This window comes from Ruminiclostridium sufflavum DSM 19573, assembly GCF_003208175.1.
Classification (GTDB): Bacteria; Bacillota; Clostridia; order Acetivibrionales; family DSM-1351; genus Ruminiclostridium; species Ruminiclostridium sufflavum.
In genome coordinates this window covers 27,389-42,022 of the sequence record NZ_QKMR01000022.1, presented here as the reverse complement: position 1 = coordinate 42,022, position 14,634 = coordinate 27,389, and the positions used below count along the sequence as shown (strand labels likewise).

The following is a 14,634-nucleotide window of genomic DNA, read 5'->3' as shown; positions in this document are numbered from 1 at the left end:
AGGATGTTTATTTTTTATTTATAAAGAATTTCTTATAAGACCTACCAGCTCTAAAATCTTTTCTCTGTCTTTGATGCCGTTTGTTTCCACACCGCTGCTGACATCCAGACAGTATGGCTTTGAGCTTTCAATTGCTGATTTTACATTGACGGCGCTTATACCTCCTGCAAGAAAGAAAGGCTTCGTTATTAAATTTGATAATTCCCAGTCAAAGCTTTTGCCTGTTCCGCCGTATTCCTTATCCGAGTAGGTGTCCAGCAGCAGAAAGTCGCAGGACAGCTGCCCTGCCCATTCCAGTGAGGAAGAATCCTTGACTCTGACAGCCTTTATTACCGGTTTCTGCACTTCCTGCCTGAGCAGATTTATATATTCCTGATTTTCATCACCATGAAGCTGGACATAGTCTATAATACCGGAGCTGCACAGCTGCTTGACAGTGCTTATTTTTTCGTTTACGAAAACTCCTACCGCTTTTATTCTGTTGTCTAATGCCTTTCTGAGAAGCAAGGCATTATTATAATCTACCTGCCTTCGGCTTTTTGCAAAAACAAAGCCGATGTAATCAGGCATAGCCTCATTTGCAAACTCAATATCCTGCATTCTGGTCAGACCGCAAATTTTTATTTTAGTCATAAACATTCATGCCATGCACTCATGGGATTGCCTCCTTTTTAAATCTATAGGTAAAAATTTTCAGCCGGCTTTCAGTTTTTCCAGCTCACAGGTAATATTCCCGCTTTTCATAAGGGTTTCTCCTATAAGCACTGCATTTGTACCGTTTTGGCGAAGAACGGAAATGTCGGACGGCGTTTTAATTCCGCTTTCAGATACAAATGTTTTATTGCCGGGCACAAGCTTCCTGAGTTTTGCGCTGATGCCGATATCAACCTCAAAGGTTTTTAAATCCCGATTGTTAACGCCTATTATTCTGGCATCTGCTTCTAATGCACTATAAAGCTCTGCTTCGTCATGGGCTTCTACGAGGCAGGAAAGTCCAAGACTATCGGCGATTTTAATGTATTCCTTCAGCTGATTTGTATCCAGAAGGGAGCATATCAGGAGAACCGCATCAGCGCCAATAAGCTGCGCCTCATATATCTGATAAGGGTCGATAATAAAGTCCTTTCTGAGAACAGGAACAGATATCTGCTTCTTTATTTCCCTTAAGTATTCGTTGCTTCCCATAAAATAATGAGGCTCTGTAAGAACGGATACCGCATTGGCACCTGCCTTTTCATATTCCTTGGCAATCTGAATATATGGGAAATGCTCTGCAATTATACCCTTTGACGGGGAAGCTTTTTTTACTTCACATATGAATGCAATATCTTTTGTTTTCAGAGCATTTTCGAAAGTAAAAGGTAAAAAGGTTTGGAATTTTTTTGAGTTAGCCTTTAGGTTTTCGAGTGAGTTAATGGCTTTTGCTGTTTCAAGTCTTATTTTTGTATATTCAACTATTTTATTAAGTATCATTCTGATAAGCCTTCCTTTCACCGGTTAATTTTGAGAATTTGACAGCTGAATGAATTTGTTGAGCTTAGCTATGGCGGCACCGCTGTCAATTAGATTTTCAGCTGTTTTTAAACATTCGCGGAGAGTAACCTCATTATGTGCCATATACAAGCACAGTGCAGAGTTTAAAACAACGATGTCCCGTTTGGGTCCTTTTCTGCCGGATAATATGTCTATGGCAATATTGGCATTTTCCTTAGGAGTGCCTCCCACCAAATCTTCCGGGATACATCTTTCCAGACCAAGCTGCTCGGGTGCCATAAAGAAGCTGTTGAGCTTTCCGTTATTAACCTCGCATACTGTTGTAACGTCACAAAGAGTAACTTCATCGAGGCCGTCATGACCATGCACTACCATTGCCCGTTTAATTCCAAGGTTCAGAAGCACTTGTGCAAGAGGTTCAACCAGATTCTCATCATATACTCCCAACAGCTGCATATTTGCTCCGGCGGGATTGGAAAGGGGGCCGAGTATGTTAAAAATAGTTCTTACAGACATTTCCTTGCGGACGGGTGCGGCATACTTCATAGAAGCATGATAGGTTGGTGCAAACATAAAGCATATACCTATTTCATCAAGAATTTTTGAGCTTTGCTCAGCGTTGAGGGATATATTTATTCCAAGAGCCTCCAGAACATCGGCACTTCCGCACTTACTCGAAACAGAGCGGTTGCCGTGCTTTGCGACAGGCACTCCGCCTGCTGATATTATAAATGATGAAACTGTTGAAATGTTAAATGTGAAGGCTTCATCTCCTCCTGTGCCTACAATATCAAGAACGTCTTTATTTGGATTTATTCGAAGGCTTTTTTCTCTCATAACACTTGCACAGCCGGTTATTTCGTTGATTGTTTCACCCTTCATGCGCATGGCAGTAAGGAAGGAGGCAATCTGTGCATTGGTGGCACGGCCTTCCATAATTTCTTGCATTACAGATTTTGTCACGTCAATAGAAAGATTTTTTTTGTTTATCACATCATAAATGGCTTCCTGTATCATTGCTCATTACCTCCTGTTTTAAGAAAATTCTCTAAAATGCATTTGCCGTTTGGAGTTAAAATAGATTCAGGGTGAAATTGAACCCCATACAATTCATAATCTTTATGCTTGACTCCCATAACTTCACCATTGCTGTCCTCTGCGATAACCAGCAGTTCATCCGGCAATGAGGAACGGGACACTGCAAGGGAGTGGTATCTGGCACCGTCAATAATGGGAGGAAGACCTTTGAAAAGAGCGCTTCCGTTAGCTATATGCACAGAAGATACTCTGCCATGCATAAGCACCTTTGCATAAGTGATTGTTCCGCCAAAAACCTCACAAATAGCCTGATGGCCGAGACATACTCCCAGAATGGGAACCTTGCCGCAAAAATAAGAGATTACTTCTTCGCAGATGCCTGCATCCTTTGGACGTCCCGGTCCGGGGGACAGGATGATATAGGATGGCTGCAAAGCCTCAATTTCTGCAAGTGTCATTTGGTCATTCCTTATGACTTTAATATTGCTGTTTATTACACCCACAAGCTGAAAAAGATTGTATGAAAAGCTGTCGTAATTATCAATAAGTAATATCATTATTTTATCCCCCTTACAGATGCTTCTATGGCATTAATAATTGCCTGTGCTTTATGCGCAGTCTCTGCATATTCGGTTTCAGGTACACTGTCTGCAACGATACCTCCGCCGGATTGGACGTATACCTTGTTATTCTTCAGAACAGCCATTCTGATTGCTATGCAGGTATCCATATTTCCCGTAAAATCTATATATCCTATAGCACCGCCGTAAATTCCCCTTTTATGGCCTTCTACCTCGTTAATTATCTGGCAGGCGCGTATTTTAGGAGCACCGGACAGAGTTCCCGCCGGCAGCAGGGCAGATATGGCATCAAGCTGATCCAGCCCTTTACGAAGCTTTCCTGTAACCTTTGATTCAATATGAATTACGTGAGAATACTTTCGGATACTTAAGTAGTCCTTAACTTCTACAGAACCAAATTCACTTATTTTGCCAAGGTCGTTGCGTCCCAAATCTACCAGCATATTATGCTCGGAAAGCTCCTTTTCGTCGCTGAGAAGCTGTTCGATCAGACGGGAATCAGCCTCTTCGGAATTCCCACGTGGCCTTGTTCCGGCTATAGGAAAGGTGGACAGGTTTCCGTCTTCAAGCTTGATAAGTGTTTCGGGAGAAGTTCCGGTGATTTCAACATCATCAAACTTAAGAAAAAACATGTAGGGAGAGGGATTTGTGGTCCTCAGGGTTCTGTAAGTATCGAAGAGACTGCCTTCAAAGTCGGCAGCCCTGCGATTTGATGGAACTGCTTGGAAAATATCTCCCTCATAAATATAATGCTTAACTTTTTTTACTATTTCGCAGTACTCCTCCTTGCTGAAAGCAGGGGTAAAGGGAGATAAAAGTCTGGAAGGAGAGGAGGTGGCAGGTACATAACTATTAATTAAATTAATAATATTTTCAAGCTCAAGGATGCCTTTTTCATAGTTTTCCTCAAGATTATCAGTCCTTATATTTATAATTACAATTATTTTTTGCTTAAAATGGTCAAAAGCTATAACCTTGTCAAATAACATCAGGTCCACATCATAAAATTGGGTGTCGTCCACTGCACTAAGCTTTAAGGTTTCTTCGCTGTATTTGATATAGTCGTATGCAAAATAGCCTGCAAAGCCTCCTGTGAAGGGGGGCAAATATTCAAGCCGGGGACTTTTGTACTGACTGAGGACCGATCTGATCTGGCTGCCGGGGTCATCGGTATTCATATGAGAAACATGGGAGGTGCCTTTGATATCAAGCACGCCATCTTTGCACTTGAGCTCAACAATCGGATTGAAGCCTAAAAATGAATAGCGTCCCCATTTTTCACCGTTTTCAACGCTTTCCAGCAGGTAATATTGTGAACTTATTGCCTTGATGCTTTGCAATACAGCTATAGGGGTTTTTGTATCGGCAAATATTTCGCAGCTTACCGGTATAATTGTATAGCCTTCTGATATTTTTTTTGCTTCACTGAAGCTTGGTTTGTACATGATTACCACTCCTTTAAAAGTATAAGATTTGTTTCCTTTAGCGTGAGGTCATAAAATAAATGCTTTCTTATTCATCGCTTTTATAACTTTTAACTCACGCCGGGCTAAGCAAAAATATGGCCGCACATAGCTCGGAAAAATAAAAAACCCGCCCATTGACTATATATTGTCAAGGACGAGTGCATATATTTCACCCGCGGTGCCACCTTGCTTTGTAAGAAAAAAACTTACACTCTTAAAGAAATACCAACATATTTCCCACATGTAACGTATGTGCTACGTCGCAGAATACTTTGAAAGTAAACCTTCATTTGACTGCGCCCTCAGTGGTCCATTTGATGTACTGCGTTCTGCGAGACTCTCAGCTTTACTCGCTCTCTGTAAGTGCACGTTGCATCGTTATCTCCACTTCAACGGTTTAAAGGGCAGATATTTAATTAAATAAATGGTAACATTATATTCAGCTGTTGTCAATAAAATTTATATACATTTATAACCAGTAATGCAATTTTTATTTTATAGCCTGTAATTTGCTACGAAAAACTAAAAATAGCTCGGAGTATTAAAGAAAAATTTGGTAAGTGCCTACAGATAGCAGTATTAAGCCTGAGAGGAGTGTTGCCCTGTCACCAAGCAGCTGCGCGGCATAACGTCTGCCTATAAAGGCACCGAAGGAAATTGTAAAAAAGCTGAAAACTATTACAGCCGCTGTCAGAATATATATATTTACTCCTGCCATGCCGGCTCCGAAGCCTGTTCCCAAACAATTCAGAGCGAGTGCGATGCCCAGCAAAATAGATTCTTTCAGTGAAATATCCCCGGAGTAGTCCTTATCTGCAATAACCGGATCGCTCATTACTGCTCTTATGCTGCCCATATATATATGGCTGTTTTCAAGAACCCTCTTTTTTTTTATTTCGGTATGCAAATAGCTGAGTATTGTATAAATACCCATGATACTCACAATAGAGCCTCCAATAATATTGCCCAGATAACTGGGAATATAATTGGCAAGCAGACTCCCGCAAAGACTGGAAATAAAAATAGCAAACCCTGAAAATAGTGCTATAGCAAGATTTGATTTTGGTGGGACACTTATTTTTCTGGCGCCGTAAGCCAGACCTATTGCCATGTTGTCGAGATTCGGAGCTAAACATAGTAAAAGCAATGAAAGAAAATGCACCAATGAATCACCTCACTAGGCAGTATATTTACCTGAAAGGTCATTAGTGCATGTCTTTAATCAAAATTTTAAGTGCTTAGCCTGTTATTTATTTTTCTCCTTATCGGATATTTTTGCAGAATTATTATTTTTATTCAGTGTCTCAAGAATTTTTTCTGCGGCTATTCTGTGTGCATTTGCCTCACTGGTAAGCTGTAATGCAAAAAGTCTAAGAGCTGTTTCATAATCCTTATCATCAGTTATCTGGTTCAAGGCAGCCGCAAGCTTATGGGATACGTTGTTGAAGGCTTCATCCTGCATTGTGGTGAATTCTTCAAAAAATATCCGATATTTTTGCTCATTTTCAAAATTCTGAAGAGAACCGGCAATAAGAGAGATAGGCAAAATAGGCTTCAGCATTGACATAATATAAAGTGAAACTAAATGAACCCTGTCATATTTTTTATTTACCGGCCGTTTAAGATAGCCTTCTTTTACGTAGTTATTTACCATGCTGGATGTAATAACCTTGTTTTTATCATCATCATTAAAAGTATTCAGAAGCTTCTCCAGATAGGTAACGACCTGATCCATATATAAATCTATGCCGGGAAAGCTTGACCAGACTTCTGTCTTATAAGAACTCAGAATACCGGAAAAATCATTTAGCTCCTGTTTTGTAGAATTCAAATTATCAGTACTCAATTAATACCTCCTGATTGATACTTTGGACAAGGTGTTATATATAAAATTAAAAAGTACACCTGTAAACAAAGCCGTGAAACCTGCTTTTACATAAATTATAACATAATCAATTCCAATTACAATATAATTAGCTAAACTACTTGACAAATACAGCTACAATATATAATATAGTTATAGAAACTAGATGATGCTATGTTGTAATTGATAGAATAATTACATATTAAATAATAATGAAAAGCAGATATGGCAATAATAAGCTTTAAGAGGCAGGAAAATAAGTGCAGGTTCAGGAGTCAATTATTATTGGCTAAAGAACTGGTGACATGGCTCGGTTTGATTTGTGGAGCAATTGATTTTAAATAGTGTATATAACAATAGATACTGTAAAAAATAGATTATACGGAAGGTGATATAATGCAGTTAGCCGATAAAAACATTACAATATGGGGTGACTCCATATTAAAAGGAGTTATTTTAGACGAGCAAAAAGGAAAGTATAAGGTTATGGAAAATAATTGTATAAATAGCTTTGCCGAGATAACAGGGTGTACTGTAAGAAATAATGCTCATTTCGGAATGACCTCCACACGGGCACTTGACAGGATAACAGCATCCATTGACAGGCAGCAGTTGAGTAAAAATGATATAGTTATTATTGAATTTGGAGGAAATGATTGCGATTTTAATTGGTGTGAGATAGCAAAAAAGCCGGATGCCTTGCATCAGCCAAAAACCACAATAGACAATTTTAAGTGTTCCCTGCAAAATATGATAGATATGTTCAAGAAAAAAGGTATTACGCCTATAATGATGAATCTGCCTCCATTGGAGCCTGAACGTTATTTTAACTGGATTTCCAGAGGACTCAACAAAGAAAATATACTGCATTGGCTTGGTGATGTGGCAAAAATATATCGCTGGCAGGAAGCCTATAACAATGCTGCGGAGTGGATAGCACGCCAGAATAACTGCAGGCTTTTAAATGTAAGAGAGAGCTTTCTAATCAGCAATAACTACAGTTCTCATTTTTGTGCAGATGGAATTCATCCTAATGAAAAAGGACAAAGAAAAATACTTGAGTCATTTTTGGCGTTTTCATTTTAGTGTAATCAAAATGGAGAAGGCATGGCCTACTCCATTTTTTTCAGCCTATCTTCTATATCCTCCGCAGTAATGGCAGACAGGTAATTTGGCTTGTACTGCATGGCTTTTTTCAGATATTCTATACATTTTTCCTTGTCTCCGGTTTTCTCATATACAAGAGCATAATCATAATAGGCTTCGGGGAATTTTGGGTTCAGAGTCATGAGCTCCTTAAATACCCTTTGAGCATTTTCAAAATCATCAAGAAGATAATAGGTTTCACCTAAGTTGTCCAGTATTATTCCGTTGGTGCTGTTGTAGTCATATGCCTCAAGGTTGAAGCTTAACGCTTTCTCAAGATTTCCTTTGAGGTTGTATAGGTATCCCAGACTGCCGTAAATATTTGTGTTTTTAAATTTGGCTATTACTTTTTCAAGCAAGGAAATCGCATCGTCAAGCTGCCCGTTTTTCCATAGCGCAAGAGCATAATTTGACTGGACATTAAATCTGTCTGTATCTGAAAGAGTTGAAGAAGAGAGCTGCTCTGTAAATATTTTTATGGCTTCTTCAAGCTTTCCGTATTTTAAAAGCATATATCCATAGGTTGAAACCACGGATGCTTTAGCCTTGCCTGTTTTGTATGCCTTGCCCAGCAAATCAATTGTTTCCTGAATATTGCCCTTTTGGAATGCAAGGCTGGCCTTTAGTGAAAAAATTTGTGATGAAAACCTACCGAACATCATTGTTCTTCCCTCCCAAATCAATAATGATTAAATTGAATTTCACATAATATTATTCAATTTATAAGTATACTTGTATTCACAGCTTATGTCCATGCCCTGCTTATTTTATTTGATTGAGCCGGAAAAAATTAAATTTAGTTTTAAGAATAGGTTTGAGCACCGGGTAAATCATATAATAATATATATATTTATCAGATTATTTTGCTATAATAGTACTAAAGTCAATTAAGGTCAAAGCCTTCGCGACGATAGTAATTGACTTTCCTACAAATTTCTAAAAAAGAGGAGAGCCTTTCAGATGGAATACGACATTCAAATTAAAACTGCTGTTTTACATATTTTAGACACCTCCATAAGTTTTCCGGTGCTGTCAAATAATGGACTTTATATAGATGGAGATATTTCAGAGTTTTTAGAGAAGCATATTAATAAAATATTGGATGACCCGAATTTGAAGAAGGCGATGTTTACCGGGGACATGAATACTGCGAGAGATTTGTGTCAGGCAGTGGGCACTGATAAAAATAATTTTGCATCGGCAAGCAAGGAAATTGCCAATATGATTTTTGATATAATGCTTAAAAATGTGGATATTATTTCAGGAGATTTAATATGCTGCTTGCTCACTATAAATGATGAAAAATACTATGGCATATTAAAGTTAAATTACAAGACAGGTTTTACGCACCTGGTAAATAAAATGGAAGAGGGAAATACAAATTCTATTATCAGGCATAAGACTTTACTTCCGGCAGAGGGGCAAAAGCTGGATGAAGCAGTCCTCATAAATCTGGAAACCGGCGGGATAAAGCTTATAGAGAAAGCATATGAAATTAACGGCGTTAAGGAATATTATCTGTCAAAGTATTTTTTGGATTGTACAACTGATTTATCTGATAATGAAAAAATGAAAATTATTGACAAGGTTACGAAGAAAATAAATAAAAAATACTATGATGAGGACTTCGATAAGGTTGCAAAGCTTAAAAATGTTGTTTCTCAAAATATTGAGGACAATAATAAGGTAAGTGTTGAAAAGATTGCAGAGGATATGTTTGAAACAAATCTGGAGGTCCGTAAGGAATATATTCAGGAGATACAGAAAGCAGGCCTCACAGAAGAGGCAATTCAGATTCCTCAAAAAATAGCTGAGAGAAAATTTAAAACGCACAAAATAAAAACAGATACGGGAATAGAAATAAATTTTCCGCTCAGTTATTATGATAATAGTGATATGATTGAGTTTACAAATAATCCGGATGGTTCCATATCCATAATCATAAAGAATGTAAGCAAAATTACAAATAAACAGTAGGTTTTTGACAAGGCTTATAAAGTCAATTACGGTTGAACCCAAACTATCGGCCGATGGAATCGGTTTTTTAGCCGATAGTAATTGACTTTAAGCAAGTCCTGCAAAGGAAGGGTTCCTTAACAGGGCTTGCCATAGTCAAAGGATTATTTCAATTCTGCCATTATACCCATGGTGTTTTTATAGGACTGTTTTACAAGCTCTCTGTTCTTATCGGTAATATAAGGTTCGTCAATATTTGCATCAGGTATTGGGATTATTTTGAATACAGGCCTGTTGTTTATGTAGTTTTTTTCAACCCAGGTCGGTATATAATCTGCGTTTTTTAATATTATGCCTCCCTTTGGATCTTTTTCGATTTTAAGGCTGACAATAACACCGTCTTCGGTGTATATTTTATTTGGTCTGTCATTTCTGTCTGTTCGCCTGTAGCCTGAAATGAAATTACCTGTTGAATATATTACGAATTTATTTTTATCATTTACCCTTACTATTTCTGATTTCTGAATAACATGAGGATGGGAACCCAGTATTATATCGGCGCCCCAAGACAACATTTTTCTGGAAAGTGAGGTTTGAGAGGTGCTGGGCTTTCTTTGGTATTCAGTACCCCAATGAATAACAACAATTACGGCATCAGTTCCCTTGGCTTTTACAGCAGCTATATCATTTTTAATGTGGACTTCGTTTAATGGGCATAAATATGTACTTTTTTGTTTTGAACTGAGCTTTGCATCATTACCGTTAAAGCCATAGGTATAAGCAAGAATACTGACTTTTATTCCGTTTATTTCCTTTGTTATATACTTATTCTTTCCGTCAGCAGAGCTGCCTACATTTATCATTTTGTTTCCGCTGATTTTTTTAATAGTTCTGGTTAAGCCGTTTATACCTCTGTCAAGGCAATGATTATTTGCAGTAGATAAAACGTCAAAGCCTGAATTTGACAAAGCAGTCAATATAGCATCAGGGGTGTTGAATTTGGGAAAGCTTGTGTACCCTGACTCAGCTCCTGCGGTTACAGTTTCAAAATTACCTATTGTTAAATCTGAATTTTTCAGGTAAGGAGTTACATACTCCAAAAAGCCGTTAAAATCATAAGTTCCTGTCTTGGGATTATAGGCATTATTCAGGTTTGATTGGTGAGCCATTATATCTCCTACTGCTGATATTGTAACAGATGCAGCCGGAACCTCCCTTGAGGGGGATGCCGTGTCATTGACAGCTGTATTTGCCGCTTGTCCTGATGAGTCGGGTGAATTGCCGCTTGAGTCACAGGCATAGGAGGAATCGGCGGCAGAAGTATTTGAAGAAGGAGTGCCTACATCTTTGCCTGCATAATTTTCAGCAGTATCCGTCCTGTAGGAAGTCGCTAAGTCAGGATTACTGAAAGCATACATTATGGAAACTGCTGCAATCAATAAGCAGCAAATGATGCTTAATACTATCAATGTATGCTTGAAAATACTTTTGTTAGATTTCATTTTAACCTCCACGCCGAGTATCGGCACAAAATTTTATTAAGGAACTCAGTGGAGAACCTCTGCTTCGCAGGGGTGCGCGCATAATTCAAAGCTAAAAAAATTGCTTTTGGAATAGTATTTGATTTTTATCAAAACTTAATCTCAGCACAAAATCCTTTATAATTAAAATAGAAGCAGATTTAAACTAAAGACCACTAATACTATATCATAAATTAGGATATTACTGGTATAAATATACTTAAAAATTAATATTTCTGAAATATTATAATTAGTGATGATAATATTAAGAATATTGTATAGGAATATCAGAATATGGTAGAATTTATATTATAATATATATAATTACTAAAGACGAAGATATATATAAGTATAATTCGACATATACGGCGGTTAAATAAAGTTAATTACTGTTCAAGCCTTTATGCGATAAAATATCGAAAGCAATATGGGTCGCTTTTCGGGTGAATTAAGCTTTTAAGCGGGCTGTTTTCCGCAGTTTGGATTGGGCAAATTCTGCAGGGAAGAGGTATAAATATGGACATATTTACTGGAAATAATGCCGGAAATTTAATATATGCTTTCTTTGCAATAATTATTATAATTTTACTAGCTGTAATCTGGAGGTACAGGAAAAAATTAAATAAAATGGAGCTTGTAAGCCTGGCAGGCATAAATATGTCATCGGGAGCTCAACAAAAGCTTATTCAAAGAATTATGGAGGTTGCAAAGCAGCAGGTGCAGGCAGAAGCTTGTTCACTTTACTTTGTTAATGATGAAACAAAAGAATTATATTTCGGTGTTGCTCTTGGAGAAAAGGGTTCTTTGCTAAAAGAACTGAGGTTTAAAATAGATGACAGCTTTATTGCAGGTTGGGTTGCTACATACAAAAAAACCTTGAATATAAGGGATGTGGATAAGGATAAGCGTTTCAGAAATCGAGAGGTTGCAAAGAATTTCGGTCTTAATGAGAAATCTTTTCTGACGATGCCAATAATATTTGACGGCAAATTGGTTGCAGTTTTGCAGATGATAAATAAACAAAACGGAAGATATTTCAGCAAAGCCGATGAGGAAACCATGGAGATGCTCATTGATAAGCAGATTGCTCCAAATCTTGAAAAAGCAAGGGTTTACAGCTATATGCAGGAGCTGTTTAATGATTCCATACAAACTATCGCAAATGCCATAGATGCGCGGGATGAATATACACAGGGACATTGCACGAGGGTGGCGGAGTATTCTGTAATGATTGGGAAGGAGCTTGGACTGGAATTTGAGGAGCTGGTAAGCCTTCGTTATGCCGCAGTACTGCATGATGTTGGAAAAATAGGGATAAGGGACAGTATATTAAACAGTAAGCAGAAATTAACAAAGGAAGAGTTTGAAGAAATGAAAACGCATGTTATTAAGGGGGCAAAGATTCTGGAACAAATAAGCAAAACCAATCCGGATATAGTTTACGGTGTTAAGTATCATCATGAAAGGTATGACGGAAAGGGCTATTGTGAAAGCCTGAAGGGGGAGGAAATTCCATTGTTTGCAAGAATAATTGCTGTTGCTGATACCTTTGACGCAATGACAAGCAACAGGCCATACAGGAAAGAGTTCCCGGAGGAGGCGGCTGTCGCCGAATTGATAAGAGGTGCCGGTACTCAATATGATAAAAGAGTTGTTGATGCATTTGTAAGGTGTTTTGAAGGTCAGAACTGAATACAGCAAATATACAAGGGGTTAAAATGAATAGACTTTTCGGCTTTTTAAAACGTACGTGGATATTGTTTGCGTTGATAATAATCATAGGCTTTTTATCCTTTTTTGATAGCGCAAGGGCTATAGACAGAGCTTTGCAGGATTATTTGTACACTGTACATTCCCCTGCGCGGAGTCAGGATATATATGTGATTGGCATTGACAATGAGACCCTTGATGAGATCGGACCATGGGGAACATGGTCAAGAGGCATTATGGGGGACTTGATAAATACACTTAATGCAGATCCTGAAAATGCACCTGCTGTCATAGGCATAGACATTATGTACTTCGGAAACAAGGAAGATGACAGGCAGGGAGATCAATATCTGGCACAGGCGGCAAAGGATGCCGGGAATGTTGTTGCCGCCAGCGAGGTTGTTTTTGGAAAGGAAATTAACGATTCGGGTTCCTTTGATTTTTTTGTGGTTGATAAAATAGAGCAGCCTTATGATGAGCTTAAGGATGTCACGAAACAGGGTTTTATTAACACCATTCCTGATCTGTCGGACAATAAGGTACGAAAATCCCTGCATGAAGTATCCTATGAAGGTAAGGATTACTTCAGCTTTGCATATGAGATATATAAGCTGTATGCCGGAAAAAATAACATATCATTAAAAACTGAGCCGAGGCTTGATTACAGGAATCAGTGGAATATTGAATATGCGTCGGGGGATTTCGGAGGGTATTCATTATCCCGGGTGCTGTCAGGAGAGATACCGCCAAGTGAATTTAAGGATGGTATCGTTATCGTCGGCCCATATAGTACAGGGATGCAGGATGGTTATTTTACACCGATTGATAATAATCAATTATTTGGAGCCGATATCCATGCGAATATCGTTCAATGCCTGATAGATAACAGATTTAAGCATGAAGCAGGCAGAGCTGTACAGACTGCCGCTCTGCTTGCTTTGATAATTTTGCTGTATATATGCTTCAGAAGAATAAATATAAAATTGGCAACGCTGGTATTTTTAGCAGCATTGTTTTCGGGAGCCGTTGTACCGCTTTTGTTTTATAAAAATGGAATTATTATCAGTATAATTTACAATTTATTTGCAGTGATTTTACTATATTCTGTTTGCTTGATTTGGAATTATATACTTGAAATATCAAGACGCAAAAGAATAACTGACAGCTTCAAAAAATATGTCGCGCCTCAGGTCGTTGAAACGCTTGTGAAGGATGGTTTAGATGAGCTCAAGCTGGGAGGTGTCAGACGGGATATAGCAGTTCTTTTTGTAGATATCCGAGGGTTTTCAACTATGTCGGAACGGTTAAAACCGGAGCAGGTTGTGGAAGTCCTTAATGATTACTTAAATTTAACCGCCACTGCCATTTTTAAATTCGGAGGCACAGTGGATAAGTTTATCGGAGATGCAACTATGGCGGTATTTAATGCGCCTCTTGACATTGAGCATCCTGTGTTAAGTGCTGTCTGCGCAGCACTGGAGATGATGAAGGGAGCCAAGGCTCTCAGCGAGGAAAGCTTAGCCCAATATGGAACAGCGGTAACCTTCGGTATCGGTATTAATTATGGTACCGCAGTTGTGGGAAATATAGGAGCTTCCTTCAGAATGGAGTATACAGCCATTGGAGATACGGTAAATACGGCTCAAAGACTTGAAAGTAATGCTGAGCCGGGACAAATATTGATAAGTGAAAGCGTGTATGAGGCAGTGAAAACCCATGCAAAGGTTACTTCCATAGGAGTAATACCTCTGAAAGGGAAAAGAGAGGCGGTATCTGTATACCAGCTTGACGGGCTGGAAGATGAAGAGGCGGAAAAGGAATTAAAGCTGGTGAATAAGGCTTAAAAATACATATTTAGG

At 38.4% G+C, this 14,634-nt stretch carries 13 protein-coding genes; 4 read left to right on the top strand and 9 right to left on the bottom strand.

All coding sequences use genetic code 11. The features are described 5' to 3' along the window. Positions 1–18 precede the first annotated feature (18 nt). From LY28_RS15495 to LY28_RS15465, 7 genes are all read right to left on the bottom strand, one after another. The gene (locus LY28_RS15495) at positions 19–633 is read right to left on the bottom strand and encodes a phosphoribosylanthranilate isomerase (protein WP_110463119.1); all 615 of its coding nucleotides are present in this window, start codon (positions 631–633) and stop codon (positions 19–21) included. A gap of 60 nt (positions 634–693) precedes the next feature. Then, complete coding sequence (trpC, locus tag LY28_RS15490; protein ID WP_110463091.1) at positions 694–1,473, bottom strand: indole-3-glycerol phosphate synthase TrpC; 780 nt, start codon at positions 1,471–1,473, stop codon at positions 694–696. 24 nt (positions 1,474–1,497) lie between these two features. Continuing rightward, positions 1,498–2,511: an anthranilate phosphoribosyltransferase gene (gene trpD / locus LY28_RS15485; protein WP_110463090.1), complete on the bottom strand. Its 1,014-nt coding sequence runs from the start codon at positions 2,509–2,511 to the stop codon at positions 1,498–1,500. Further along, entirely contained in the window at positions 2,508–3,089 is a 582-nt protein-coding gene (locus tag LY28_RS15480; protein ID WP_110463089.1) for an anthranilate synthase component II, read from the bottom strand. Before LY28_RS15480 ends, trpD begins: the two co-directional genes overlap by 4 nt. Continuing rightward, the gene (trpE, locus tag LY28_RS15475) at positions 3,089–4,558 is read right to left on the bottom strand and encodes an anthranilate synthase component I (protein ID WP_110463088.1); all 1,470 of its coding nucleotides are present in this window, start codon (positions 4,556–4,558) and stop codon (positions 3,089–3,091) included. The genes LY28_RS15480 and trpE overlap by 1 nt, the downstream gene beginning before the upstream one ends. Positions 4,559–5,120: 562 nt before the next feature. Next, positions 5,121–5,741, bottom strand: coding sequence for a sporulation membrane protein YtaF (ytaF, locus tag LY28_RS15470; protein WP_242981365.1), 621 nt, complete (start codon positions 5,739–5,741; stop codon positions 5,121–5,123). Positions 5,742–5,825: 84 nt separating this feature from the next. Then, positions 5,826–6,425 carry a DUF1836 domain-containing protein gene (locus LY28_RS15465; RefSeq protein ID WP_110463086.1) on the bottom strand — a complete coding sequence of 200 codons (600 nt, stop codon included), beginning with the start codon at positions 6,423–6,425 and terminating at the stop codon, positions 5,826–5,828. A gap of 414 nt (positions 6,426–6,839) precedes the next feature. Between LY28_RS15465 and LY28_RS15460 the strand changes: the two genes are divergently transcribed. After that, positions 6,840–7,529 carry an SGNH/GDSL hydrolase family protein gene (locus tag LY28_RS15460; RefSeq protein ID WP_242981350.1) on the top strand — a complete coding sequence of 230 codons (690 nt, stop codon included), beginning with the start codon at positions 6,840–6,842 and terminating at the stop codon, positions 7,527–7,529. A gap of 26 nt (positions 7,530–7,555) precedes the next feature. Here the strand turns inward: LY28_RS15460 and LY28_RS15455 are convergent, their stop codons facing one another. Continuing rightward, positions 7,556–8,251 carry a tetratricopeptide repeat protein gene (locus tag LY28_RS15455; protein WP_242981349.1) on the bottom strand — a complete coding sequence of 232 codons (696 nt, stop codon included), beginning with the start codon at positions 8,249–8,251 and terminating at the stop codon, positions 7,556–7,558. Between the two features lie 298 nt (positions 8,252–8,549). Between LY28_RS15455 and LY28_RS15450 the strand changes: the two genes are divergently transcribed. Then, complete coding sequence (locus tag LY28_RS15450) at positions 8,550–9,566, top strand: nucleoid-associated protein (protein ID WP_110463084.1); 1,017 nt, start codon at positions 8,550–8,552, stop codon at positions 9,564–9,566. A 143-nt stretch (positions 9,567–9,709) separates the two neighbouring features. Here the strand turns inward: LY28_RS15450 and LY28_RS15445 are convergent, their stop codons facing one another. Then, entirely contained in the window at positions 9,710–11,047 is a 1,338-nt protein-coding gene (locus tag LY28_RS15445; RefSeq protein ID WP_110463083.1) for a CapA family protein, read from the bottom strand. 534 nt (positions 11,048–11,581) lie between these two features. On the opposite strand from LY28_RS15445, the gene LY28_RS15440 reads away from it, so the two are divergent. Beyond that, positions 11,582–12,757: a GAF and HD-GYP domain-containing protein gene (locus LY28_RS15440; protein ID WP_110463082.1), complete on the top strand. Its 1,176-nt coding sequence runs from the start codon at positions 11,582–11,584 to the stop codon at positions 12,755–12,757. Positions 12,758–12,783: 26 nt separating this feature from the next. Continuing rightward, positions 12,784–14,619, top strand: a complete 1,836-nt coding sequence (locus LY28_RS15435) for an adenylate/guanylate cyclase domain-containing protein (RefSeq protein ID WP_110463081.1) — start codon at positions 12,784–12,786, stop codon at positions 14,617–14,619. Positions 14,620–14,634: the final 15 nt, after the last annotated feature.